The organism is Streptomyces sp. CA-249302 (assembly GCF_050936785.1).
Classification (GTDB): Bacteria; Actinomycetota; Actinomycetes; order Streptomycetales; family Streptomycetaceae; genus Streptomyces.
Genome location: NZ_JBNJMG010000001.1, coordinates 5,317,096 through 5,338,336 on the forward strand (window position 1 = coordinate 5,317,096; position 21,241 = coordinate 5,338,336).

The 21,241-nt window shown below is 71.2% G+C and carries 22 protein-coding genes and 2 tRNA genes; 7 read left to right on the forward strand and 17 right to left on the reverse strand.

Annotated features, from left to right (window positions below; translation table 11 throughout):
• Positions 1–11: 11 nt before the first annotated feature.
• The 6 genes from ACQEWB_RS23890 to ACQEWB_RS23915 form a co-directional block, all read right to left on the reverse strand.
• On the reverse strand, positions 12–1,640 hold the full coding sequence (locus ACQEWB_RS23890; protein WP_432834227.1) for a HAMP domain-containing sensor histidine kinase: 1,629 nt from the start codon (positions 1,638–1,640) through the stop codon (positions 12–14).
• On the reverse strand, positions 1,637–2,377 hold the full coding sequence (locus tag ACQEWB_RS23895; protein WP_026179246.1) for a response regulator transcription factor: 741 nt from the start codon (positions 2,375–2,377) through the stop codon (positions 1,637–1,639). The genes ACQEWB_RS23890 and ACQEWB_RS23895 overlap by 4 nt, the downstream gene beginning before the upstream one ends.
• Before the next feature lie 204 nt (positions 2,378–2,581).
• A complete protein-coding gene (locus ACQEWB_RS23900; protein WP_432843969.1) occupies positions 2,582–3,457 on the reverse strand; it encodes an amidohydrolase family protein in 876 nt (291 codons plus the stop codon).
• A 10-nt stretch (positions 3,458–3,467) separates the two neighbouring features.
• Positions 3,468–3,836, reverse strand: coding sequence for an antibiotic biosynthesis monooxygenase family protein (locus ACQEWB_RS23905; protein ID WP_432834230.1), 369 nt, complete (start codon positions 3,834–3,836; stop codon positions 3,468–3,470).
• A gap of 144 nt (positions 3,837–3,980) precedes the next feature.
• Positions 3,981–4,859, reverse strand: coding sequence for a DUF2797 domain-containing protein (locus tag ACQEWB_RS23910; RefSeq protein WP_432834232.1), 879 nt, complete (start codon positions 4,857–4,859; stop codon positions 3,981–3,983).
• 59 nt (positions 4,860–4,918) lie between these two features.
• Positions 4,919–5,302: an HGxxPAAW family protein gene (locus ACQEWB_RS23915; RefSeq protein WP_432834234.1), complete on the reverse strand. Its 384-nt coding sequence runs from the start codon at positions 5,300–5,302 to the stop codon at positions 4,919–4,921.
• Between the two features lie 147 nt (positions 5,303–5,449).
• Between ACQEWB_RS23915 and ACQEWB_RS23920 the strand changes: the two genes are divergently transcribed.
• Positions 5,450–5,926 carry a MarR family winged helix-turn-helix transcriptional regulator gene (locus tag ACQEWB_RS23920; protein ID WP_432834236.1) on the forward strand — a complete coding sequence of 159 codons (477 nt, stop codon included), beginning with the start codon at positions 5,450–5,452 and terminating at the stop codon, positions 5,924–5,926.
• Between the two features lie 24 nt (positions 5,927–5,950).
• Here the strand turns inward: ACQEWB_RS23920 and ACQEWB_RS23925 are convergent, their stop codons facing one another.
• Positions 5,951–6,139 carry a hypothetical protein gene (locus ACQEWB_RS23925; protein WP_432834238.1) on the reverse strand — a complete coding sequence of 63 codons (189 nt, stop codon included), beginning with the start codon at positions 6,137–6,139 and terminating at the stop codon, positions 5,951–5,953.
• Positions 6,140–6,384: 245 nt separating this feature from the next.
• Between ACQEWB_RS23925 and ACQEWB_RS23930 the strand changes: the two genes are divergently transcribed.
• Positions 6,385–6,591, forward strand: coding sequence for a hypothetical protein (locus tag ACQEWB_RS23930; RefSeq protein ID WP_432834240.1), 207 nt, complete (start codon positions 6,385–6,387; stop codon positions 6,589–6,591).
• A 115-nt stretch (positions 6,592–6,706) separates the two neighbouring features.
• Here ACQEWB_RS23930 and ACQEWB_RS23935 read toward each other — a convergent pair whose 3' ends face one another.
• Positions 6,707–7,006: a zinc-ribbon domain-containing protein gene (locus ACQEWB_RS23935; protein ID WP_432834242.1), complete on the reverse strand. Its 300-nt coding sequence runs from the start codon at positions 7,004–7,006 to the stop codon at positions 6,707–6,709.
• 177 nt (positions 7,007–7,183) lie between these two features.
• Here ACQEWB_RS23935 and ACQEWB_RS23940 point away from each other — a divergent pair, with 177 nt between their 5' ends.
• From ACQEWB_RS23940 to ACQEWB_RS23950, 3 genes are all read left to right on the forward strand, one after another.
• Positions 7,184–7,381: a hypothetical protein gene (locus ACQEWB_RS23940; protein ID WP_432834244.1), complete on the forward strand. Its 198-nt coding sequence runs from the start codon at positions 7,184–7,186 to the stop codon at positions 7,379–7,381.
• 62 nt (positions 7,382–7,443) lie between these two features.
• Positions 7,444–7,638, forward strand: a complete 195-nt coding sequence (locus ACQEWB_RS23945; RefSeq protein ID WP_432843971.1) for a hypothetical protein — start codon at positions 7,444–7,446, stop codon at positions 7,636–7,638.
• A 109-nt stretch (positions 7,639–7,747) separates the two neighbouring features.
• Positions 7,748–8,221 carry a hypothetical protein gene (locus ACQEWB_RS23950; RefSeq protein WP_432834246.1) on the forward strand — a complete coding sequence of 158 codons (474 nt, stop codon included), beginning with the start codon at positions 7,748–7,750 and terminating at the stop codon, positions 8,219–8,221.
• Between the two features lie 181 nt (positions 8,222–8,402).
• On the opposite strand, the gene ACQEWB_RS23955 is transcribed toward ACQEWB_RS23950, so the two are convergent.
• From ACQEWB_RS23955 to ACQEWB_RS23965, 3 genes are all read right to left on the reverse strand, one after another.
• On the reverse strand, positions 8,403–8,624 hold the full coding sequence (locus tag ACQEWB_RS23955; protein WP_432834248.1) for a hypothetical protein: 222 nt from the start codon (positions 8,622–8,624) through the stop codon (positions 8,403–8,405).
• Positions 8,625–8,783: 159 nt separating this feature from the next.
• Positions 8,784–8,856: transfer RNA gene (locus ACQEWB_RS23960), tRNA-Arg, on the reverse strand.
• A 186-nt stretch (positions 8,857–9,042) separates the two neighbouring features.
• Positions 9,043–9,133, reverse strand: a tRNA-Ser gene (locus ACQEWB_RS23965).
• A gap of 193 nt (positions 9,134–9,326) precedes the next feature.
• Here ACQEWB_RS23965 and ACQEWB_RS23970 point away from each other — a divergent pair.
• Together ACQEWB_RS23970 and ACQEWB_RS23975 are read left to right on the forward strand one after the other, a co-directional pair.
• On the forward strand, positions 9,327–9,869 hold the full coding sequence (locus ACQEWB_RS23970; RefSeq protein ID WP_432834250.1) for an SSI family serine proteinase inhibitor: 543 nt from the start codon (positions 9,327–9,329) through the stop codon (positions 9,867–9,869).
• Positions 9,870–10,260: 391 nt separating this feature from the next.
• Positions 10,261–15,150, forward strand: coding sequence for a PAS domain-containing protein (locus ACQEWB_RS23975; protein WP_432834252.1), 4,890 nt, complete (start codon positions 10,261–10,263; stop codon positions 15,148–15,150).
• An 87-nt stretch (positions 15,151–15,237) separates the two neighbouring features.
• Here the strand turns inward: ACQEWB_RS23975 and ACQEWB_RS23980 are convergent, their stop codons facing one another.
• From ACQEWB_RS23980 to ACQEWB_RS24005, 6 genes are all read right to left on the reverse strand, one after another.
• Positions 15,238–16,917, reverse strand: coding sequence for a long-chain fatty acid--CoA ligase (locus ACQEWB_RS23980; protein WP_432834254.1), 1,680 nt, complete (start codon positions 16,915–16,917; stop codon positions 15,238–15,240).
• Positions 16,918–17,055: 138 nt separating this feature from the next.
• Positions 17,056–17,613 (reverse strand): SigE family RNA polymerase sigma factor, encoded by a 558-nt coding sequence (locus ACQEWB_RS23985; protein WP_432834256.1) that lies wholly within the window; start codon positions 17,611–17,613, stop codon positions 17,056–17,058.
• 206 nt (positions 17,614–17,819) lie between these two features.
• Positions 17,820–18,986: a lipid-transfer protein gene (locus ACQEWB_RS23990; protein ID WP_432834258.1), complete on the reverse strand. Its 1,167-nt coding sequence runs from the start codon at positions 18,984–18,986 to the stop codon at positions 17,820–17,822.
• On the reverse strand, positions 18,983–19,465 hold the full coding sequence (locus tag ACQEWB_RS23995; RefSeq protein WP_432843973.1) for a MaoC family dehydratase: 483 nt from the start codon (positions 19,463–19,465) through the stop codon (positions 18,983–18,985). Before ACQEWB_RS23995 ends, ACQEWB_RS23990 begins: the two co-directional genes overlap by 4 nt.
• A gap of 11 nt (positions 19,466–19,476) precedes the next feature.
• On the reverse strand, positions 19,477–20,397 hold the full coding sequence (locus ACQEWB_RS24000; protein WP_432843975.1) for a bifunctional MaoC family dehydratase N-terminal/OB-fold nucleic acid binding domain-containing protein: 921 nt from the start codon (positions 20,395–20,397) through the stop codon (positions 19,477–19,479).
• A 397-nt stretch (positions 20,398–20,794) separates the two neighbouring features.
• Positions 20,795–21,106 carry a hypothetical protein gene (locus ACQEWB_RS24005; protein WP_242768202.1) on the reverse strand — a complete coding sequence of 104 codons (312 nt, stop codon included), beginning with the start codon at positions 21,104–21,106 and terminating at the stop codon, positions 20,795–20,797.
• Positions 21,107–21,241 lie beyond the last annotated feature (135 nt).

Genomic DNA, 21,241 nt, shown 5'->3' on the forward strand with positions numbered 1-21,241 from the left:
AACGACTCTGGTCAAGTGCCCTGTTGCACCCATGTGGTGGCACTGTGCTGTACCTGTGAGTGCGATTGCCAATTCGTTTCGGGGGCCGGCTGCGGAATCGCCGGGGCAAGCGCCGGCAAATGCACGGTAAACACGGTGCACCCCGGAACGCTGTCCACGGTCACGGCACCGCCGTGCGCGGTCGCGACGGCCTGCACGATCGCCAGCCCGAGTCCGGTGGAGCCGGTCGCCCGGGAGCGCGCCGAGTCACCGCGCGCGAACCTCTCGAAGACGTGCGGGAGCAGCTCCGGCGGAATGCCGGGCCCGTTGTCCTCGACGTCCACGCACATCCACGGGCCGCGCCGCTGGATGCGGGCGGTGACGGTCGTACCGGGCGGGGTGTGCTTGCGGGCGTTGCCGAGCAGGTTGACCAGCACCTGCTGCACCCGGGCCGCGTCCGCGGACACCAGCGCCGGCTCGTCGGGCAGGTCGAGCCGCCAGTTGTGCTCCATGCCGGCCGCGCGGGTGTCGCTGACGGTGTCGACGACCAGCGGGATGAGGTCGGTCTGCTCGAACTGCAGCGGCCGTCCGGCGTCCAGCCGGGCCAGCAGCAGCAGGTCCTCGACCAGCAGCGTCATCCGGCCCGCCTCGGACTCGATACGGCCCAGGGCGTGCCGGGTGTCCGGTCCGACCTGCTCTCTGCCGCGCCGGGTCAGCTCGGCGTACCCGCGGATGGAGGCGAGCGGGGTCCTGAGCTCGTGGCTGGCGTCGGCGACGAACTGCCGTACTCGCATCTCGCTCTGCTGGCGTGCGTGCAGGGCGCCGTGGACGTGGTTCAGCATCCGGTTGAGCGCGGCGCCGACCTGGCCGACCTCGGTGTGCGGGTCGGTCTCGGACTCGGGCACACGCTCGCTGAGGTTGACCTCGCCGGTGTGCAGGGGGAGTTCGGAGACGCGGGTCGCGGTGGCCGCGACGCGACGGAGGGGGCGGGTGGCCACGCCGACGAGGACGTAACCGGCGATGACCGCGGCGCCTAGACCGGCGGCGGTGACGCTGACCTCGACGAGGATCAGCGTGTTGATGGTGCTGTCGACCTCGCTGGTGGGGAGGGCGACGTAGTAGGAGTACTTGTCGTTGCTGGCGGACGTCACCTGGTAGGTGCCGAGTCCGGGCAGGTCGACGGTGTGGATCTTGCCGTCCTGGGGGACGGTGTTGAGTACCTTCTTCTGCTCGTCCGTGAGCGTCTTGGGGCTCATGGAGTAGTTGTCCGAGGACCCGGACTTCACACCGCGCTTGGCATCGGTGATGGTGCCCTTCACGATCTTGGCCGCGATCGTGCCGTCCGGCTGCGGGCCCTTGATGACGAAGTCGGTGAGGTTGGTCTCCGGGAACGTCTTCTTCTTGCTCGCGTCCTCGCCGGGTGCGTTGTTGCCCTGGGGCGGCCCACCGAAGTCGCGGGGCGCCACCCGGGCCGCGACCTCGCCCAGCTTGCCGTTGAGCTGGTCGTACAGATGCGACCGCAGGGCCAGCGTCGTCACCGTGCCGATCACCGCACACACCACGGCGATCAGCACCACGGAAGCGACGACGAGCCGCGTCCGCAGGGTGCGCGGCTGTCCCGCTCGTCGCTTCTGCGGACGTGGCCGTCGTCGCCCGCTCATGAGGCTGCGGGCTTGATCAGGTAACCGGCGCCACGCCGGGTGTGGATCATCGGCTCCCGGCCGGCGTCGATCTTCCGGCGGAGATACGAGATGTAGAGCTCGACCACGTTGGCCTGGCCGCCGAAGTCGTACGACCACACCCGGTCGAGGATCTGCGCCTTGCTGAGCACGCGCCGCGGGTTGCGCATCAGGAAGCGCAGCAGCTCGAACTCGGTGGCGGTGAGGTGGATGCCCTCGCCGGCCCGGCTGACCTCGTGACTGTCCTCGTCCAGCGTCAGGTCGCCGACGACGAGCACGGAGTCCGAGCGGCGGTCGGCGGCACCGGAGCGGCGGATGAGACCGCGCAGCCGGGCGACGACCTCTTCGAGGCTGAACGGCTTGGTGACGTAGTCGTCGCCACCGGCGGTGAGGCCGGCGATACGGTCCTCGACGGCGTCCTTCGCGGTCAGGAACAGCACCGGCACATCCGGCAGCTCCCGCCGCAGCCGCCCGAGGACGGTGAGGCCGTCCATGTCCGGCAGCATCATGTCGAGAACGACGGCGTCGGGCCGGAACTCCCGGGCGGTCTGGATGGCACCCGTGCCATCCCCCGCACTCCGGATCTGCCAGCCCTCGTAGCGGAGGGCCATGGACAGCAGTTCGGTGATCGACAGCTCGTCGTCCACCACAAGCACTCGGACGGGGCTCCCGTCCGGCCTCAGCAGTTCGGTGCGCCCCTGGGGCGAGGTCGTGGTCATGGTGGACACACTGTCTGGATCCTCTGAGAGCACCCTTTCGACAACCTGTGATTTCCCTAAGAAACGCACAGGGACCTCTCAGGGAACCCCTGGGAATCTCTACCCCAGCGGCCCCACGTGGTGCTTCTGGGGCTCTGGATCCATCATGTGCGGGTCAAGGTGATCAGGGCGTAAAGCCTGGCTGTGAGGGGGCTGGGGCCGGCCTCACAGGCTGAACAGCCGCGCCCCGTTGTCATGGCAGACGGCCCTCAGCCAGTCGTCCCCGAGGTCCAGCCGCTCCAGGGCGTGCAGTTGATGCACGTACGGATACGGGATGTTGGGGAAGTCGCTGCCGAGCAGGATCCGGTCCCCCAGCCCCGCCAGCCGCGGCAGCGCCCGCCGTGGGAACGGCGCGAACCGCTCGCTGAAGTCCGTGAAGGCCATGGTCGTGTCCAGCCGCACCTCTCCGTACCGCTCGGCCAGATCGAGGAAGTCCTCGTATTCCGGCATCCCCATGTGGGCGATCACCAGCCGCAGCCGGGGATGCCGGGCCAGCACCCGCGCGATGGGCTCGGGCCCGGTGTGCTTGCCGGGCGCGGGCCCGGACCCGCAGTGGATCACCACGGGCACCCCGGCCTCGGCGAGCAACCCCCAGGCGGGGTCCAGGAGTTCACTCGCCGGGTCGTACGCCCCCACCTGTACATGTGCCTTGAACACGCGGGCCCCGGCATCGACCGCCTCCCGCACATAGGCCTCGACTCCCGCCTCCGGAAAGAGGGTTGAGGTGTGCAGGCAGTCAGGCGTACGGCCGGCGAACTCGACCGCCCAGCCGTTGAGCCACCGCGCCATCCCCGGCTTGTGCGGATAGAGCATGGCGGTGAAGCCACGCACCCCGAACTCCCGTATCAGCGCGACCCGTTCCTCTTCCTCCTTCCGATACGTGATCGGCCACTCCACGCCTCCGGTCAGCGGCCCGAGCGCGTCGAAATACCCCCAGACCTTCCGCAGCACCTGCTCGGGCATGAAGTGGGTGTGCACGTCCACGAGCCCGGGCAACCCAAGCCGCCCCCAGAACCGCCGGATCTCCTCGGCCTCGGCCATGCCCTCGCCCTCAGCCACGGGCCCGCTCGAACCCGTGGCTGTGCTCGACCCTGGCGATGTGCAGGGAGTACCGCTCGTACCAGTGCTCACGCCCGTACTCCTTGGCCGCCCGGTGCTCCTGGTGCCGACGCCACTCCTCGATCCCGGCCAGATCCCGGAAGTAGGCGACGGTGACCCCGAGCCCACCCGGCGTCCGCGCGGCGTCCTCGCCCAGAAATCCCGGGATGTCCTTCACCAGCTCCCCGAGCCGCTCGGCGGCCCGGTCGTAACCGTCGTCCCCCTCCGCCTCGCTCCGCACGGACGTGAAGACAACGGCGTAGTAGGGCGGCTCATGGGCGGCTACGGGCAGGCTGACAGGTGCCATCCGGTGATCACTCATGTCCCTCACGATCGCCCCCGCCGCGACCCCACGTCCACCTCCTTACCGAAAGGGATCCACAAGGGATCCAACTCTTGACCGACCCCGGCTGACGGACCGGCCCATGCTCATCGACATCCCCCCTCGAACCTGGACCCCGCCCGGTCAGAACAGCCCGTCCTGAACCCCCGCGGCCTCCTTGAACTCCCTTACCGGGACGGTGAATCCGGCCTCCCCCTCGGCCGCCGGCACAAGGTCCCACCCCGTCATCAGCCGGGTGTCCAGCACGACCACCCCGCGCCCGGTCGCGAGGTGCAGATCGGGTCCCGCCGCCGCGACCAGTTCCCCGCTCACCCAGCAGCCCGCGACCAGCTCGCCCACCTCCCCGACCGCCCCCGGCAGCCCCGCCAGCCCGAACACCCCGACGTGATCGACCACTTGGCACGGCTCCCGCGTCAGCGACTCCGGCCACTCGGCCAGCCGGGCGGCCCGCCCGTGCAACGCCTCCACCTCGGCCGCCCGCTCCGCCGCCGACCCCGGCAACCGGGACCGCACGGCCCGCTTCTCGCCGTACGGAATCCGGTCCGGCACCCGGAGCGCGGCCCGCAGCAGCTCCTCCGTGCGCCGGGCGGCCATCAGTGGCCCGAGTCCCAACCAGCTGAAGCAGACGGCACCTTGCTCAAGCAGCCGCGCCGAGCCCCGCTCTTCGGCGGTGATCCCAACCTTGATCATGCCGGGCCCGAACCACGCCAGATACACGTGGTACGGCCGTGGATCGTCCGCGATCGTGTCGGCGGCCACGGAGTGCGCCCGGTCCAGCCGCGCACACTCCTCGCACCGCGCCCCCGTGCTCCGCCCCGGCACCACCGCCCGTACCGGACACGGATTCCCCCGCGCTCCCACACACGTCCGCACACCCCCGTCCGCGACCCCGAAGGCCACCCGTTTCCCCCAGGTCAGCGCACTGCGCCGACCACCGTCCCACACCAGCGCGGGACCACCTGCCGCCCACCGCAGCCCCGAGCACTTCCATGCCTGTGCCATTGCTCCCGAGAGTAGAGGGCGCCACTGACAACGGCCGAAGAGGCAGGCATTCGCGCAGGTCAGCGCACGTTTTCGGTGGCGCGGGCAGGCGCCGGGGACCCGGCACCGGCGGCGACCTCACCCCCGTACGACACGACCGTACGAACCCGGCGCCCCGCCAGGCGGCACCCCACGCACCCGGGATGCCCCTCCCGGGCCGTCAGATCGCGCGCCCGCCATCCCCACTGCTCCCGCGGCCGCCGCCCGGGCGGCTTGCCCCACCCTGCGAGGTGCAGGGCCCAGGTGACCAGGAGGCTCACCGCCACGATCCCGAGCCCGGCGGCCAGGATCGCGACCGAGACCGTACACACGCCCAGCCCGAGCACCACCGTCCCGACGGTCGCGACCGCGAAACCGGTCCACCCGGCGACCGTATGCCCCTCGTCATACTGATGTGCACTCATGTGCCCGCCTCCAGATCACGGCCGGAAGAGACCCTTCGAGGGACTCCCCGCGAGACTCCACACGAGACTCCCCGCCCGGGAATCTCTCACCATCTAAGAAATTTAGCCCAGAAAACTCTCACGAGCTAAGGGAATCGGGAATCCGGAATGCAAGCCAAGCCGCGCCCGCCCGCGACACCGGCCCAGGCGCTGTCGGCCATGGACCACCTCATCGCGACCAGCATGATCGGCCAGCAGGAGATGGCCCAGCGGGTGGGCCTGAACGTCACCGACCTGACCTGCTTCGCCTACGTCATCGAGGCCGGCCAGAACCTCCTCACGGCCGGCGACCTGGCGGCCCGCGCGCATGTCACCACGGGCGCGGTCACCGGCATCCTCAACCGCCTCGAACGCGCGGGTTACGTCACCCGCCGCCCCGACCCGACCGACCGCCGCCGGGTCCGCGTGGCGGCCCTGCCGGACGCGGAGGCGAGGGTCCGCGAGCTCTACGAGCCGTACTACGCCCGCCTGATGGCACTCTTCGCCGACTACTCGCCCGCCGAGATCGCGGTCCTGACCGACTGGTTCACCCGTGCGAGCCCGTTGGCGGCTGGGTACCTGGAGGAGCATCGCCGGACGGACTGAGGCGAGGAATCCGGCCGGCCGGGCTCACCGTCTGAGGGCCCGGTACCGCTTCAGCAGCGCGGTGATCCGCTCGCCGTCGGCCTGGCCGTTGAGCTCCGTCAGAAGGTCGTCGGGGCACAGCTCGTAGAGATCGCCCCACCAGCGCCGCCCATGGTTGTCCCAGATGCGGTATCCCCCGGGCACCCCTCGGGCGACGTAACGCCTCCGCCCCACCGCCTCCGCCCCCTCCCACGCCGTCCCACGCCGTCCCACGCCCGACGATACGCATGCGGCAGGGGGCAACGCGCGCGAGTTGTTTCGCCTACCGGGGAAACCTCAGGGGGGAGGGCAGCCCCCCTCGGAGTACGGCCAGCTACACCCCCGATCCGGTAGGACGCTTCATGGTGGCGGCGGCCGGATGGCGGCATCGTAGAAGCATCGAACCTGCCCCCGTCGGATCCACTCGAAGGGAAATCCCGATGAAGCCGCTGAAGCCCACCAGGTCGAGCGCCTCCCCCTCCCCCGCGGCCACGGCCCCGCGCGAGAACGACCTCGCCCCGCTCCTCGCCGCCTGGGACCAGGCCCACCCGTCCCTCGCCGACCCCGACTGGCGCCACCTCCTGGACGAGATCGCCCACCCGCACACCACGGAGGCGTTCCACCGCCTGGCGGAGGCGGCGGCTTGATCCCGTACCCGACCGTTGCTCTCAACTGCCCATCGAACAACCGCCCATCGAACGCCGACGCAAGAGGCCCCGGGAATGTCCTCCCGGGGCCTTTTCGACGTCCTCGTCCGACCGTTCAGACCCCGGGATGCCGATACGGCTGCTGCGGCTGCTGTCCGTACGCCTGGGCGCCGGGCGCGCCCGCGGCCTGCGCCTGCAACTGCTCGGCCTGTTCCTTCGTCACCTTCTGCTCCGTGCCGCAGAAGGTGCACTGCGTCGCGTACTTCGTGGAGAAGGGGAACAGCGGCACGAAGAACAGCGTGAACTTCGTGACGCGCTTCCTGAGCGTGTGCGCGGCGGGGTTGCCGCAGCCGCCGCACACCAGCGTGAGTATCGCGAGCTGGTACAGGTATCCCTTGGTGCCAAAGATGATCACGAGATCGGTCCTTCTCAGGTCGGTGTCGAGCACGGTTCCGGGCGGAGGAGGTCCAGTATGGCGATCCAGCGGACGGACGACGTTCGCATCGTGGTCGGCGACGTCCGCCGGCGCCCCGGACACGCGCACCGTCCTCCTCGATGGACGCATAAATCGAACACATGCTTGAATTCAGCCATGCGACCGTTCCCCGCCGACCTCGTCCGGGCGCAGCAGGAGTGGAGCGCCACCTACCACCGGCTCGCGGAGCAGCCCGACCGCACCGAGCTGCGTCGGCGGCTGCACCGTCTGTCGTCCGAGCTGTTCTTCCACCCCTACTGGCAGCAACGCCGGCCGAGCCCCGCGGCCTGGCGGCGACTGAAGGTCCTCCCGTGACGCGCGGGAACGCGGAGCCGTACCTCCCGGACGACCCCGAAGGCGCCTCCGGCCCGATACGCGTGATCGTCCACCCGCCCGCACCGGCCGGCGGCCGACGCGTCCGCGTCGACGGCGAGATCCTCGGCCTGGCCCACAACCCGACCGACCTGTCCGAGTTCCTCCGCCGGGCCGGCCTGGAGATCGACCCGGCCGAGGTGGCGGGGGTGCAGTGGATCGACTGGCGGGGAGTGGGGCCGGACCGGTGGGGTCCGTGAGTACGTTCCTGGTCACGCCCGGGGTCGGCGTCCTCGCCTGACCGATGTGGCCGTTAATGGATCACCGGCCAGGGGTAGAGCATCGTTACTCTGCGCCCGGGGGGGCCAAGTGACCAACATATTCGGGCTGATCGCGTCCGTGGGCGTGGTGGTGTCGTTGCTTGTCGCGGCTTGGCAGACCCGGGAACTCACGCGGCAGACCACCATCAACAACGGCATAGCCGCCGCGACCGCCATCTACAACGGAATGGAGCGGATCCAGTACTTCGAGAACTGCCTCGCCGCAGAGCACTGGCTGCACGCCCACTTCTACGAGAACGCCGGTATTCCGTCGGACGAGAAACGGCGGATCCGGGTTCTCTGTCTGGCGCGCATGCTCGCCGACGTGCTGTCCTACGGTCTCGTGATCTCCTCACGCAACCCCGAGGTGCGGGGCTACGGCGGCTGGGAGAGCTTCGCTCTGGCGATGCGGGGCACGTGCCCCGCACTCGTCCAGGTCGTGAACGAGCACCCGGAATGGTGGCCGGCGCTCGTGGATCATTGGGCGGCGAACCCGGAGGCAAACCCTGTTTCAGGAAACTGAACGACCGGCCTGACCCGTCGTTCCCGAGTCTTCGAGCGGGAAGCTCTCGTCATCCCCGAAGTCCGGGGCCTGGAAAGGGTTTGTCGTGGGTAGCGGCGACGCCGCGGTGGAAAGGCGGGGTTGCCCTTCCAGAGCGGAGAACAGCGACGTCTGGTCGATGAGAGGACTCTCTTCCGTGGTTCTACAGCTTGGTCATCTTGGAGTACGGGCTCAAGATCCGCATTTGCGAGGAGCCGAAATCGACGAGTGCCGCGATTCCGTCCTCGATGCCGATCACCCGGCCGAGACCGTACATGTCGTGCGTGACCTGGTCGCCCACGGCGAAGTGCTTGGGGACCAGCGTGGCCGGGGCCTTGAAGGGGCTGGTGGGCAAGTGACGCTTCGGTGCTGCAGGCTTTGTCATCGTCCTTAGTATGCGCCCACGCGCGACCCGTTGGCTGTGGCCGAGGGCACAGATCGGCATCGAGAGCCAACCGTGACGACCGGAGGCACGAGCCGACCGAGGCACGGACACCCCGAAACGCCGGAAGCCCCGGAGTGACCCGGGGCTTCCGACCTGCTGTGCACTCGGCAGGATTCGAACCTGCAACCTTCTGATCCGTAGTCAGATGCTCTATCCGTTAAGCTACGAGTGCTTGTTTTGTTTTCCCGCCGCTCCGTGACCTTTCGGCCGCTCGCGGCGACAGGAAGAACATTACATGACTGCCGCCGCCATGTGAAATCCGTTTGGTCTACCCCTTGTGACCTGCGGAGACGCCTCTATGGGCCCTTGCGAACGACGAAGCCCCGGTCGGGTGGACCGGGGCTTCGGTGATCAAGCGCGGAGGCGGAGGGATTTGAACCCTCGATGGGATTGAAGTCCCAAACCGCATTAGCAGTGCGGCGCCATAGACCGGACTAGGCGACGCCTCCAGCACAGCCGCCCGCGCGAGCGCGAGTGGTGCGTGCAGATGATGACACAGTCGAGCGTGCTGTCACCAATCGGCTTCCACGGTACTAGGCAGCCGGGCCGCAGAGCAAAGGCCTTGTCGGGGGGCGAGCGGCGGCCCTGGCCGTGCCGGGGCGGCGTCCGCAACGTCCCGCCCGGCCCCGCGTTAGTAAGGTCATGTTGCAGGTCACCCAGAGCAGTCCTCGGCCCCGCCCGCGCCTCGTCCGGCTCCTCCTCCTCGCCACGGCCGCCACCGCCGCCTCCTCCCTCGTGCCCGGGGTCGCCCACGCCGACGTCGCGCGCACCGGCGCAACCCGCCCGGACCTCGCCCCCGTCGCCCTCCCCCTCGCACCCCCGCCCGCCCGAGACGAGGACCGCCCCGGCGACCACCTCACCGTCACCGTGCGCAACGCCGGCGCCGGCAGGGACGGGACGTACCAGCTGTACTGCCACCCCGGCAGCGGCGATCACCCGGACGTGGCCGGCGCCTGTGCCTCCCTCGATCGCCGGACCCGGTGGGGCACCGACACCTTCGCCCCCGTGCCGGGCGGCAGCATCTGCACCATGCAGTACGGCGGCCCCGCCACCGCGCACGTCACCGGCGTCTGGGCCGGGCGGCGCGTCGACGCGTCGTACGACCGGAGCGACGGATGCCAGATCGGGCGCTGGGACCGACTCGTCCCGCTGCTCCCCGATCTGCGTCCGCACGGACAGTCGTAACGAAAAGAACGAACGAGAAGAGGAACGAACGGGAACGAACGGGAACGGAGGAGAACAACGAAGGAGACGGGGGGCGGAGGAGACGGGGGGCGACCGTCTGGGCACGTGGCTCCGCGCACAGGTTCCGCACCGTGTTGACACCGGCTCCGTAAAGGTCCCGCGAAGGTCTCGGGGAGTCCGGGGCAGGTCGGGAGCGTGGTGGTGTGCAGGCCACGTGGTGGGGCGGTGATGCGGTCACACGTTCTGCTTCACTTCGTCGTGCGACCTCCCTCTCATCCGGCGTCGCCGGTGCGGGCACTGCGCTTAGACTCCCTCGCGTGACACGTCGCGGGCCGGTTGGCAAGATGGCCCGAGCGGTCGGCAAGGTGCGGTAACAGGGAGGAAGCGTCTCGTGAGCAGCAGGCCATCCCGAGGCGCTGCTCGCCTCGCAGCCATACTCGACGCGCTGCCCGACGCGTTGGTGCTGGTCAACGCCAATGGGACCGTCGTAAATGCCAATACGATCGCACTTGAGGCGTTCGAGGCGCCGGGGACGGCGCTGGTCGGGCGCGGGCTGCTCGATCTGCTGCCGCAGTTCGACTCCAAGCTGATCCCCGGGTCCATGCGACGGCCCGACCACATGGACCCCGTCGGGCGGACCAAGCCGACGCGGATGATCGCGCGGCGGACCGACGGCGTCGAGTTCCCGGTCGAGGTCACCAGCGCCAATCTCGAGAACCCTCAGCAGGCTTACGACGGTTACGGCTACAGCGGCGACGAGCTGCTGATGCTCGTCGTGCGCGACCTGACCGGGACCGTCGACACCGAGGCCGAGCTCGCGCGGTCGCAGCGGCAGACCGAGATGATTCTGCGGGCTGCGGCGGAGGGGGTCGTCGGGACCGACACCGACGGGCGGATCGTGCTCGTCAACCCGGCCGCCGCTCAGATACTGGGCTATCGGGCCAGCGACCTCGGCGGCAAGGCCCTGCACGACCTCGTGCTGCACTCGCGCGTCGACGGCACCCCGTTCCCGTACGAGGAGTCGCCGCTCGCCGACACCCTGCGCTCCGGGCGCAAGCACCGGGTGCGCGGGCAGGTGCTGTTCGCCAAGGGCGGGCAGAAGGTCTCCGTCGACCTCACCACCGCACCCGTGCGCGACGGCGACCAGCTCGTCGGCGCCGTGATGACCTTCACCGACCGGCGGCCGTACGACGCCCTGGTCGACGAGAAGTCCGCGCTGGAGAAGCGGCACGCGGCGGAACTGGAGCGGCTCGACGAGGACCACGCCTCCGAACTGACCGCGCTGCGCCAGAAGCACGTCACCGAGGTCGAGGACCTCCAGGAGCAGCACGACGAGGAGATCGCCGCCGGCGAGGACCGGTACGCCGCGCTCGGGGAGCGCGAGGCGGACCGGTACGAGGCGCTGGCCGGGCGGTACGACCAGCTGTCGACGCTGCTCGGGCGTTCCTTGCGCGGGCCGCTGGACGAACTGCGGCGCGAGCTCGCCGCGCTGGCCGCCGACGACGCCGGGCAGTTGTGGCCCGAGGCCAACCAGGTGCTGCACCATCTCTCCGCCGGCTACTCGCGGATCACGACTCTGATCGACAACGTCCTCGGGTACCAGCGGCTGGACACCGGCAGCGAGCAGATCAGTCGTACGAAGGTGATGCTCGACGCCGTCGTCGCGGCGGGTGTAGACGGGGCTGTCGAGCTGATCGGGCCGGGGCGGGTGCAGTTCGCCGTGCACGCGCCGCCCATCGAGGCCGAGGTCGATCCGCAGCGGCTCGCGAGCGCGCTCGCGCACCTCGTCGCGGACGTCGCCGGCGTCGACGCGACCGGCAACGCGCCCGTGTCGGCGGGCGGTTACATGGACAACACGGTCGTCGTGGCGGCGGCGCAGCGCGGTGAGGTCGTACGGATCGAGGTGCGCGGGCCGTACGCCGGGGGAGACCCGGTGCACGAGCCGATCGTGCGCGGGATCGTGCGCGCCCACGGTGGCGTGCTGCAGACGCACGAAGTGCCGGGCATGAGCGGCAACGCGTATGTCCTGGAGGTGCCGATCGGGGGCGGGGCCGGGGCCGTCGCGGCCCCCGCCGAGGTTCCCGACGCCGGGGCCGGGGAGACGTCCGGTGGGCGGCGGGCACGGCGGTCCTCCGTCGACGCCTTCCTGGAGAGCGAGGTTCCGGGGGAGGACTCGGACGGCTTTACGGCGCCGGAGGGCGAGGGCGGTGCGCCCACCGGACGGCGCAGAAGGCGCGCGGTCGAGGAGTCCGCGGCGGCCGCGGCGGCGACGGGGGCCGCACTGGAGGTGGCCGGCGGTACCGGGCGACGGCGCGGGCGGTCGGCCGAGGGGGCCGGTGGCGGGGTCTCCGAGGGTGCCGTGGTGACTGCCGCCGAGCATGCGGCGGGGGCGGCGGCGGTTGGTACGGGGCTCGGTGGCACCGTACCGCCGCAGGGTGTTCCGGCGCCGGCGCAGGGTGTGGCGGCACCGGCCGCGGGGCGGCGGGCGCGGCACGGCGGCGAACAGCGTGCGTTGCCTGCGGCGCTGCCGGCCGGGTCGGCGTCCGCCACCGACCAGTCGATGACTCCAGCTTCGGGTCCGGGGTCGGCTTCGGGTCCGGGGTCGGCTTCGGCTTCGGCTTCGGCTTCGGCTTCGGCTTCGGCAGAGCAGGGTGTCCTCGCCAATCAGCCGGTGCCGAGCAACCAACCCGTTCTGGCCAACCAGCCTGTCCCGGTCGAGAACGGCCAGCCGACGGGGCGCCGTCGCCGTGCGCTGGCCGCCGCGGGTGAGCGCGCCGCCGCGCAGGAGGCCGGACCCCGTACGGTGTTCGCCCTGCCGCCGGCGGAGGCGGACCGGGCGCCGGGTGGCGTACCTGGGGCGCCGGTTGGAGCGGACGGGCAACCGCAGCCGCAGATTCCGGGGCAGGCACAGGCGGTCGGCGTGCAGGGGCAGGCTCAGGCGGTGGGCACGCAGGGGCAGGTTCCGGGGCAGTCGCCGGTTCCGCCTCAGGGCCAGGTCGCCGGGCAGCCTCAGCTGCCGGGTCAGGTGCAGGTGCCAGGTCAGGCGCAGGTGCCAGGTCAGCCGCAGCTGCCGGGCCAGGTACAGGTGGCGGGCCAGTCTCAGCTGCCGGGCCAGTCTCAGCTGCCGGGCCAAGTGCAGGTGGCGGGCCAAATCCAGGTGCCGGGCCAGCCCCAGCTCCCCGGTCAGGTCCAGGTGCCGGGCCAGCCCCAGCTCCCCGGTCAGGTCCAGGTGCCAGGTCAGCCGCAGCTTCCCGGGCAGCCTCAACTCCCGGCGCAGGCTCAGGTTCTCGGGCAGACGCCGGTTGCGGGTCAGCCCCAGCTGCCGGCCCAGGCACAGGTTTCCGGGCAGCCTCAGCTTCCGGGTGGGCAGGCCCAGGTCGCAGGCCGGCCCCAGCTCCAGGGCCAGCCCCAGCCTGCGGCCCAGGGACAGTCCCCGGTCCCGGCGCAGCCGCAACTCCCGGGCCAGCCCCAACTCCCCGGCCAGCCTCAGCTCCCCGGCCAGAGCGGTCAGGGTCTCTCCGGGGCCGGGGACGGGTTGGTCGAGGACGGGCGGCACGACGCCGTTCCGCACGATCAGTCCGGCGATCACACTCCGCCCCAGCCGCACCCCACCACCGCCCCGACCGGCCGCCGTCGCCGTGCCGTGGCGCAGCCGGGAGCGGTGACCGGGACGCCCGCGCAGGGGGTTCCGGCGCAGGAGGCAGGGGCGCAGGGCGTTGCGCAGGCCGCTGTCCAGGGTGGTACGGCGGCCGGTCAGGCCGTCCCTCAACTTCCGCAGCCCGCGACCGCCGCCGTCCCCGCGCAGGGTGCCGTCGCCCCGGGCGGGCAGCCGGCGCCCGGCCAGCCGGTCCCGGCGCAGCCCGGTCTCGCACCGGCGGCCCAGGCCCCGGGCGTCCCCGGTCAGACCCCGGCCGGGCAGGCCGCGTCGGTCAACACCGGCCGACCGCTTCCGGCGCCGGGTGGCCCGGAAACCCCCGGCCACCCCCTGCCCAACGAGGCCGGTGCCGCCCAGCTCACCCCCGGCGCGGGCACACCCGTACCGACGGTCGACGGCGCCGGCACCCCCGTAACCCCACAGCCCGCCGACACTCAGGCTCAGGCGCGGGTCGCGCAGCCCTTGCCCGCCGAGGCGGAGGCCGCGGCCGTCGACCCGAACTCGACGCAGGGGCGGGCGATCAGTGTGCGGACGTTGGGGCAGGGCGTGCCGTTCACGCGGCAGGCCGCGCAGGTGCAGCAGCCGACGGCGACTCCCGCGCCGCACAACCCGAGCGGTTCCGGTCGGCGTCGCAAGCTGGGCCAGCGGACCGACGCGGCGGGTCCGGAGCAGGCGGCGCGGCCGCATCCGACCGGGGAGCAGGTGCCCGCGCAGGCGCAGGCGCAGCCGCAGCCCTCGCTGGCCGGTCAGTCGCGGCTGGCGCCGATGACCGAGGGCGCCGGACGGTCGTACGCCATAGGCGCACCGGACGAGAATGCCGCCGAGGGGCCCGAGCCGCTGGACGGGCCGGGCGGGGCGATCGAGGTCGCCGATCCGCCGCGGCCGCAGCCGATGGACGACGAGCTGCCGCCCGAGCCGCTCGACAACCCGCGCCGGCTGCTGGTGTGGCCCGCGCCGGACGTGACGACCCAGCAGGCGCTGAGCGACCGCGGCTACCGGCCGGTGATCGTGCATTCGCGCGAGGAGGTCGACGCGCAGATCGCGGCCTTCCCCGCCGCGCTGTTCGTGGACCCGCTGACCGGGCCCATCACGCGCACGGCTCTGCAGTCGCTGCGGCAGGCCGCCGTGGCCGCCGAGGTGCCGGTCATGGTCACGGCCGGGCTCGGACAGGCGACGCGCGAGGCGGCTTACGGCGCCGACCCCGCCGTACTCCTGAAGGCGCTTGCGCCGCGTGACAGTGAGCAGCACCCGCCGCGGGTGTTGCTGATCGAGGAGCACGCGGAGATCGCGCTGGCGTTGACCGCGACGCTGGAGCGGCGCGGGATGCAGGTGGCGCGGGCCGCGAGTGATGCGGACGCGGTGACGCTGGCGGGGCAGCTCCGGCCCAATCTGGTGGTCATGGACCTCATGCAGGTGCACCGGAGGCAGGCCGGGATCATCGACTGGCTGCGGGCGAACGGGCAGCTCAACCGCACCCCGCTCGTCGTCTACACCGCCGCCGTCGACCAGGCCGACCTGCCACGGCTGGCCTCCGGCGAGACCGTGCTCTTCCTCGCCGAACGCTCCACGAGTAACGAGGTGCAGGCCCGGATCGTCGACCTGCTGGCCCGGATCGGCACCAACTGAGGTCTCAGAGAAGCGTCAAGCGTCATTGCCGTACGGCGGTGACGGCCGCCGTACGGCAATGACGTGACGCTCCTTCAGAGCACCCGCTCAGAGCTTGGTGACGTCCAGCTCACCCTCCGCGTACCGCCTGCGCAGCACCTTCTTGTCGAACTTGCCCACGCTGGTCTTCGGCACCGCCTCGATGATCGTCCAGCGCTCCGGGAGCTGCCACTTGGCGATCTTGCAGACGTCGCTCGCGAGGAAGGCGCGCAGGGTCTCGAAGTCGGCCGTGGAGCCCTCCTTCAACACGACCGTGGCGAGCGGGCGTTCGCCCCACTTCTCGTCCGGTACGGCGACCACCGCGGCCTCGGCGACGTCCGGGTGGGACATCAGCGCGTTCTCCAGGTCGACCGAGGAGATCCACTCGCCGCCGGACTTGATGACGTCCTTGGCGCGGTCGGTGAGGGTGAGGAAGCCGTCGGCGGAGATGGTGCCGACGTCGCCGGTCTTGAGCCAGCCGTCCTCGCTGAACTTGTCGGCGGGGCGCAGGGGTTCGCCGTCGGGGCCGTTGTAGTACGCGCCCGCGATCCAGGGGCCGCGCACCTCCAGCTCGCCGGCCGACTCACCGTCCCAGGGCAGCCGCTCGCCGCCGGGACCGCTGAGCCGCGCCTCGACACCGGCCGGGAAACGGCCCTGGGTCAGGCGGTACGCCAACTCCTCGTCCGTGCCCACCACATGGGCCGGCGGGCGGGCGATGGTGCCGAGCGGGGAGGTCTCCGTCATGCCCCAGGCGTGGCAGACCCGCATGCCCAGCCTGTCGAAGGCCTCCATGAGGGAGGGCGGACAGGCCGAGCCGCCGATGGTGACCTGGGTGAGGGAGGAGACGTCCCGCGGCTTGGCGGTGAGCTCGGCGAGCAGGCCCTGCCAGATGGTGGGGACGGCGGCCGCGTGGGTCGGCCGCTCGCTCTCGATCATCTCGGCGAGCGGGCCGGGCTGAAGGAAGCGGTCCGGCATCAGCAGGTTGACGCCGGTCATGAAGGTGGCGTGCGGCAGGCCCCAGGCGTTGACGTGGAACTGCGGGACCACGACCAGTGAGGTGTCCTGGTCCGTCAGCCCCATCGACTGGGCCATGTTGACCTGCATGGAGTGCAGGTAGATCGAACGGTGGCTGTACACCACGCCCTTGGGATCACCCGTCGTCCCGGACGTGTAGCACATGGCGGCGGCCCGCCGCTCGTCCAGCTCCGGCCAGTCGTACGTCGTCGGCCGCCCCGCGATCAGCTCCTCGTACTCGTGCACCCGCGCACGGGCCCCGGCGAGGACGGAACGGTCGCCGGGCCCGGAGACCACGATGTGCTCCAGCGTCGGGAACTTGTCCAGCAGCGGCGCGAGCAGCGGCAGCAGCGAACCGTTGACGATCACGGCCTTGTCGGCCGCGTGGTTGACGATCCACACCAACTGCTCGGGAGGCAGCCGGAGGTTGAGCGTGTGCAGCACCGCGCCCATGGACGGGATCGCGAAGTACGCCTCGACGTGCTCGGCGTTGTTCCACATCAGCGTGGCCACGCGGTCGTCCTCCTGGACGCCCAGTTCGTCGCGCAGGGCGTTGGCCAGCCGCGCCGCGCGCTCCCCGATCTCGGCGTAGGAACGCCGGTCCGGTCCGCCCTCCCCGGTCCAGGTGATCACCTGTGACGTGCCGTGGATCCGTGACCCGTGGGTCAGGATCCTCGAGATCAGCAGCGGTACGTCCTGCATGGTGCTCAGCACGGCGTCCTCCCGGGGCGACATTGCCTACGCGGTAGTAGGGGTTGGCGCTGATTCTGCTCACATACCGCGTGGTATGTCACTAGGTGCCGGTGATCGATCGCGTCACGCCGGTCCCCAATTGCCACCAGCTCGGCCCTCGCCCGCCCCCAGGTCGGCGCATTACCTCACAAGGACCAGCTCAGGATCCTCGCGCAGTTTCCCGAGCGCCCGCGACACCGCCGACTTGACCGTGCCCACCGACACCCCGAGCACCTCGGCCGTCTGGACCTCGCTGAGGTCCTCGTAGTACCTCAGCACGACCATCGCCCGCTGCCGGTCCGGCAGCTTCATGATCGCCCGCCACATCGCGTCGTGCAGCGCCTGCTGCTCGGCCGGGTCCTCCCCGCCGGGCAGCGGCTCCGGCTCGGGCAGCTCCTCGCACACGAACTCGTCCACCTTGCGCTTGCGCCACTGCGAGGTGCGCGTGTTCAGCAGCGCCCGACGCACATAGCCGTCCAGCGCCCGGTGGTCCTCGATCCGCTCCCAGGCCACGTACGTCTTGGTGAGCGCGGTCTGCAGCAGGTCCTCGGCGTCGCTCGGGTTCGCGGTCAGCGACCGGGCGGTACGCAGCAGCACGGGCTGCCGGGCCCTGACGTACGAGGCGAACGACGGGTACGGCAGGGTCTGCGTCGCCGGGCCGGCGGCGGTCGAAGCGCTGGTGCAGACGGGTGTGGTCATGGCTCCACGCTATGAGCGAGGGCACCTCCGGCTCATCGGCCGCAGGTCCCGAAGGCGACTCCGCCTCAGGTTGTAGGGGTGGGGCTGACTCCACCTCCTGAAGGTGGACGGACAGGGCCGGAGTACTGCGGGATGACCCCTGGGGGAGGCACCGGGGTCCGAGCGGGCGGGCGCCTGAGCGGACGTCCGGGCGGACGGCCCTCCGGTCAGTCGTCCGAGGTCAGGACCAGGCCGGACGTGGGCACTCCGGTGCCGGCCGTGACCAGGACCCGCTCCGCCCCGGGTATGGGGTTCACCGCCGTCCCGCGCAGCTGCCTCACCCCCTCCGCTATCCCGTTCATCCCATGGAGGTACGCCTCCCCGAGCTGTCCTCCGTGCGTGTTGATCGGCACCCTCTCCTCCGCCACGAACTCCGCCGCCTCCCCCTTCCCGCAGAACCCGAACTCCTCCAGCTGCATCAGCACGAACGGCGTGAAGTGGTCGTACAGGATCGCCACGTCCACCTCCTCCGGTCCCAGGCCCGCCGTCCGCCACAGCTGGCGGGCGACCACGCCCATCTCCGGCAGGCCGGTCAGGTCGTCCCGGTAGAAGCCGGTCATCTGCTCCTGGCCGCGGCCCGCGCCCTGGGCGGCCGCCGCGATGACGGCCGGCGGATTCGGCAGGTCCCGGGCGCGCTCCACCGAGGTGACCACGATCGCCTGGCCGCCGTCGGTCTCCTGGCAGCAGTCCAGCAGCCTGAGCGGCTCGACTATCCAGCGTGAGGCCGCATGGTCGGCGAGGGTGATGGGGCGGCCGTGGAAGTACGCCGCCGGGTTCGTCGCCGCGTACTTCCGGTCGACCACCGCCACATGCCCGAAGACCTCCGGGGTCAGCCCGTAGGTGTGCAGATAGCGCTGCGCCGCCATCGCCACCCAGGACGCCGGGGTGAGCAGCCCGAACGGCAGGGACCAGCCGAGCGCGGCGCCCTCCGCCGACGGCTCCCGGTGCTGGACCCCGGAGCCGAAGCGGCGGCCCGATCTCTCGTTGAAGGCGCGGTAGCAGACGACCACCTCCGCGACCCCCGTGGCCACCGCGAGCGCCGCCTGCTGGACCGTCGCGCAGGCCGCGCCGCCGCCGTAGTGGATCCGGGAGAAGAAGGACAGCTCGCCGATACCGGCCGCCTGGGCGACGGTGATCTCCGGGCTGGTGTCCATCGTGAACGTGACCATCCCGTCCACGTCCCCCGGTGTCAGCCCCGCGTCGTCGAGCGCGGCCCGCACCGCCTCCACGGCCAGCCGCAGCTCACTGCGCCCGGAGTCCTTGGAGAACTCGGTGGCCCCGATGCCGGCGATCGCGGCCCGCCCGCCGAGTACGTCCCGCGTCCGCACACTCACCGGTCGCCTCCCGCCGGGATGCCGCTGGACGGATCGCCGAGCGACGGTTCAGTGGCCGCCGGATCGCCGAGCGACGGATCACCGACCGACGGCACGCTCACCGTCACCGTGCCCGTGACATGTCTGCCGATGCCGTTCGCCCCGACCACCCGCACGGTCGCCGTCGCCGCGTCGGGCTCCTCGGCCACCTCCTCGACCGTGCCCGTCAACACCATCGTGTCTCCCGGGTAGTTGGGCGCCCCGAGCCGGATGGCCACCTTGCGGAGCACGGCCGTCGGGCCGAAGTGGTCGGTGATGTAGCGGCCGACCAGGCCGTTCGTCGTGAGGATGTTCATGAAGATGTCCGGAGAGCCCTTCTGCCGGGCCAGCTCGGCGTCGTGGTGCACGTCCTGGTAGTCGCGGGAGGCGATGGCTCCGGCGACGATCAGGGTGCGGGTGATCGGGATCTCCAGGGGCGGCAGCTTCTCGCCGGCCCTCAGGTACTCACTGCTCATGCGACCTCCTCCCGGGCGCGGAACACGGGCAGCACCAACTCGTCGTCGTACCGCCGGAATTCGAGGTGGACGGGCAGGCCTATGCGGACCTTGTCGTAGGGCAGTCCTGTGACGTTGCTGATCATCCGGACGCCTTCGGCCAGTTCGACCAGGGCGACCGCGTAGGGACCCGCCGCGTCAGCGGCATGATCAGATGCCGTGAAAGCCGGGAAGGGCGGGTGGTGCATGACGACGTACGAAAAGACCGTGCCTTCGCCGCTCGCCTCCAGCGTGTCCCAGTCCGGGGCGCCGCAGGCGTTGCAGCCGGGCAGCCAGGGGAAGCGGAGGGTGTCGCAGGCCGTGCAGCGCTGGATGAGGAGGCGGTGCTGTTCGACTCCTTCCCAGAAGCCGGCGTTGTCGCGGTTGACGACCGGGCGGGGGCGGCGGGGCCGCTCCTGCTGCCGACTCCGGCCCGCGGGGGCGTACTTGAGGATGCGGAAGCGGTGGGTGCCGGCCAGGGCCCGGTCCGGGCCCGCGTGGACGTCCGTGCGGGTCGTGACGAAGTAGCCCGTGCCGAGTTTTGTCGTCTTCCGCTCCGAGACCGACTCGATCACGGTGTCGAAGGTGACCTCGTCGCCCGGGCGCAGGGGTCTGACGTACTCCTGCTCGCAGTCGGTGGCGACGATCGAGGTGCAGCCCGCCTCGTCGAGCAGGCCGAGGAGCTCGTCGAACGCCGCGGAGCGGCCCGTGTGGCCGGAGAGGCCGCCCATCGTCCAGGCCTGGAGCATGGTGGGCGGGGCTATGGCGTCCGGGCCCTCGTACGCCGGACCGGTGTCGCCCATCGCCTCGCACCAGTGCCGGATCATGGGCAGGTTGACCGGGTCCTTGCCCTTTCCGGCGACGGCGGCCGCGCGGCCCTCGTACGCCTTCAGCCGCATCCCCAGCTCATCGCTCACCTCCGGCTCACCGCCCACCGTCGCCCCCTCGTCCCGCGCCGCATTGCATTGACACTTCTGGTACACCGCAGCCGCCGTCCGGGTTCCCACGACCTCCGCGAGAGTTTCTGACTGTCCGTCAGATAGCTTGCACTGTCAAGGCGATGACCTGCCGGACAAGGACCCGACCGGCCGGCTGGCGCGTCCGCCACATGCGAAAACGCCTGCGCGGCGATGCCGAAGCACCGCCGCGCAGACGCGTTGCACCCCACGGAGCACACCCCTCGGGCCCCCGACTCCCGGGCTCTCCGACTCCCGGGCTCTCCGACTCCCGGATCCTCCGACTGCCGGATCCTCCGACTGCCGGACTCTCCGGCCGCCGGGAGTCAGGGACGCCGACTCACCAGAGGTTGGTGAAGTTGACGGCGACGTTCTCGTTTCCCTGGTTGATGGCCGTGAACGCGGAGCCGTTGACCTGGGCGGTGTTGCTCTGGTTCGAGGCGCCGGAGCCGACCGCGTTCTGCTGCGTGGTGGACGAGTTGCCGTTGTTGTCGTGGCCGACGCCGCTGCCGACGATGCTCGCGACACCCGCGTTCGATCCGTCGTCCGCGAAGCCGCCGTTGTCCGCCGCCGCGACGCCGGTGAACAGGGCGGCTGCCAGCGGAAGGGCGGAGACGGCGGCGATGACGCGGGCGGTACGGATGCTTGCCATGTTTCTTCCTCCAGAACCCGGCTTCTTGCCGGAACTACGTCAAGTCAGGCTGTTACCAGGGCAGTTGGCCGACCGCCTCGGTGCTGTGCACAACGTCGCGAGACCAGAGTTGCCCACCGAATCCCCGGCGAACCA

Bases quoted from the DNA above. Each gene is read 5' to 3' on its own strand.
- ACQEWB_RS23890 (WP_432834227.1), bottom strand. From the start codon at position 1,640: ATGAGCGGGCGACGACGGCCACGTCCGCAGAAGCGACGAGCGGGACAG.
- ACQEWB_RS23895 (WP_026179246.1), bottom strand. From the start codon at position 2,377: ATGACCACGACCTCGCCCCAGGGGCGCACCGAACTGCTGAGGCCGGAC.
- ACQEWB_RS23900 (WP_432843969.1), bottom strand. From the start codon at position 3,457: ATGGCCGAGGCCGAGGAGATCCGGCGGTTCTGGGGGCGGCTTGGGTTG.
- ACQEWB_RS23905 (WP_432834230.1), bottom strand. From the start codon at position 3,836: ATGAGTGATCACCGGATGGCACCTGTCAGCCTGCCCGTAGCCGCCCAT.
- ACQEWB_RS23910 (WP_432834232.1), bottom strand. From the start codon at position 4,859: ATGGCACAGGCATGGAAGTGCTCGGGGCTGCGGTGGGCGGCAGGTGGT.
- ACQEWB_RS23915 (WP_432834234.1), bottom strand. From the start codon at position 5,302: ATGAGTGCACATCAGTATGACGAGGGGCATACGGTCGCCGGGTGGACC.
- ACQEWB_RS23920 (WP_432834236.1), top strand. From the start codon at position 5,450: ATGCAAGCCAAGCCGCGCCCGCCCGCGACACCGGCCCAGGCGCTGTCG.
- ACQEWB_RS23930 (WP_432834240.1), top strand. From the start codon at position 6,385: ATGAAGCCGCTGAAGCCCACCAGGTCGAGCGCCTCCCCCTCCCCCGCG.
- ACQEWB_RS23940 (WP_432834244.1), top strand. From the start codon at position 7,184: ATGCGACCGTTCCCCGCCGACCTCGTCCGGGCGCAGCAGGAGTGGAGC.
- ACQEWB_RS23955 (WP_432834248.1), bottom strand. From the start codon at position 8,624: ATGACAAAGCCTGCAGCACCGAAGCGTCACTTGCCCACCAGCCCCTTC.
- ACQEWB_RS23970 (WP_432834250.1), top strand. From the start codon at position 9,327: ATGTTGCAGGTCACCCAGAGCAGTCCTCGGCCCCGCCCGCGCCTCGTC.
- ACQEWB_RS23980 (WP_432834254.1), bottom strand. From the start codon at position 16,917: ATGTCGCCCCGGGAGGACGCCGTGCTGAGCACCATGCAGGACGTACCG.
- ACQEWB_RS23985 (WP_432834256.1), bottom strand. From the start codon at position 17,613: ATGACCACACCCGTCTGCACCAGCGCTTCGACCGCCGCCGGCCCGGCG.
- ACQEWB_RS24000 (WP_432843975.1), bottom strand. From the start codon at position 20,397: ATGCGGCTGAAGGCGTACGAGGGCCGCGCGGCCGCCGTCGCCGGAAAG.
- ACQEWB_RS24005 (WP_242768202.1), bottom strand. From the start codon at position 21,106: ATGGCAAGCATCCGTACCGCCCGCGTCATCGCCGCCGTCTCCGCCCTT.